Genomic DNA, 1,521 nt, shown 5'->3' with positions numbered 1-1,521 from the left:
AGTTCCAACTGGATCCGCCCTGTATCCACACCGGCCGCACCGCCGCTGGGCACCACATAACCGACCAGACGGTCACCGGTCCGCGGATCCGACTGCGCCACCACCGCGGTCTGCGCGACCTCCGGCAACGCCAGCAACGCCGCCTCGATCTCCCCCAGCTCGATCCGGAACCCACGAATCTTCACCTGGAAATCGGAGCGACCCACATAATCCAGTTCACCGGCCGCCGTCCAGCGGACCACATCGCCGGTGCGATACATCCGCTGTCCCACCGCGAACGGGTCCGCCACGAACCGATCCGCACTCAAATCCGGACGACCGAAATACCCCTGCGCCAACTGCGCACCCGCCAGATACAACTCACCCGCAACACCATCGGGCACCGGACGCAACCGCGAATCCATCACATACACACGCGAATTCCACTGCGGCACACCGATCGGTACCGACACCACATCCGCCGTCGAGACCGCATGCGTGGTCACCGACACCGCCGCCTCGGTCGGACCATACAGGTTGAACAACCCGACACCCGGATAACCGGACAGCATCCGCTGCGCCGTCGCCGCCGGCAGCGCCTCACCGATCGCCAGCACCCGCCGCAACGAAGCAGGCATACCTTCGTCTGCCGTGAGCAGTGCCTCCAACATCGACGGCACCACCGTCAACGTCGTCACGCCCGCACCACGCATCAAGCTGTTGAGATAGGCCGGGTCCTGATGACCGTCCGGCGACGCGATGACCATCCGGCCGCCGGATACCGCCGCGGTCCAGAACTCCCACACCGACAGGTCGAACGTCGCCGCGGTCTTCAACAAGATCGCATCCGTGGCATCCAGCCCGAACTCGGCGGTGATGTACCGAAGCTGGTTCACGATCGCCGCATGCGGAACCGCCACACCCTTCGGACGACCCGTCGAACCCGACGTGAAAATCACATACGCCGTATTCGACGCCCGCAACGGCGCGATCCGCTCCCCATCACGCACCGGGGAAGCGTCGAAATCCGCGAGATCGAGCTCGTCGAGCACCACCACCGGCGTGTCCGCGACACCGTCACCCGTACCGAATCCGGTCGCGGTATTCGTCAGCACACACACCGGTGCCGCGGTGTCCAGGATGTAGCCCGTCCGCTCGGCCGGCTGATCGGGATCCACCGGCACATACACACCACCGGCGGTGGCCACCGCATACATCGCGACAACCAGATCCACCGACCGCCGCAACCCCAGCACGACCCGATCCTGCGGACCCACACCCTGCGCGATCAGACACCGGGCCAACCGATTGACCCGTGCACCCAACTCCGCATAAGTGATCTGCGCACCATCGGCGGCCACCAGCGCCACCGCATCCGGAACCGCGGCGACCGAAGCATCCAGCAACGACACCAACGTCGCCGCCGAATCCAACTCCCGCCCAGTCGAATTACGCTCCGCGAGCATCGCCCGTTCGGCCGGAGCCAGAATCTCCAACTCACCGACCACCGTCTCCGGCGCCGCAACGATCTCACCCAGCAAC

General features: G+C 65.6%; 1 protein-coding gene. It reads right to left on the bottom strand.

Going from position 1 to position 1,521, the window contains the following annotated elements; genetic code table 11:
* On the bottom strand, positions 1 to 1,521 hold a 1,521-nt coding region (locus ON38_RS03200; protein ID WP_039822226.1), incomplete at both ends, for a non-ribosomal peptide synthetase.

It is taken from the genome of Nocardia testacea NBRC 100365 (assembly GCF_000308775.1).
Classification (GTDB): Bacteria; Actinomycetota; Actinomycetes; order Mycobacteriales; family Mycobacteriaceae; genus Nocardia; species Nocardia testacea.
Note: the sequence above shows the minus strand (reverse complement) of the source record. Positions and strands in the feature narration are given on the sequence as shown.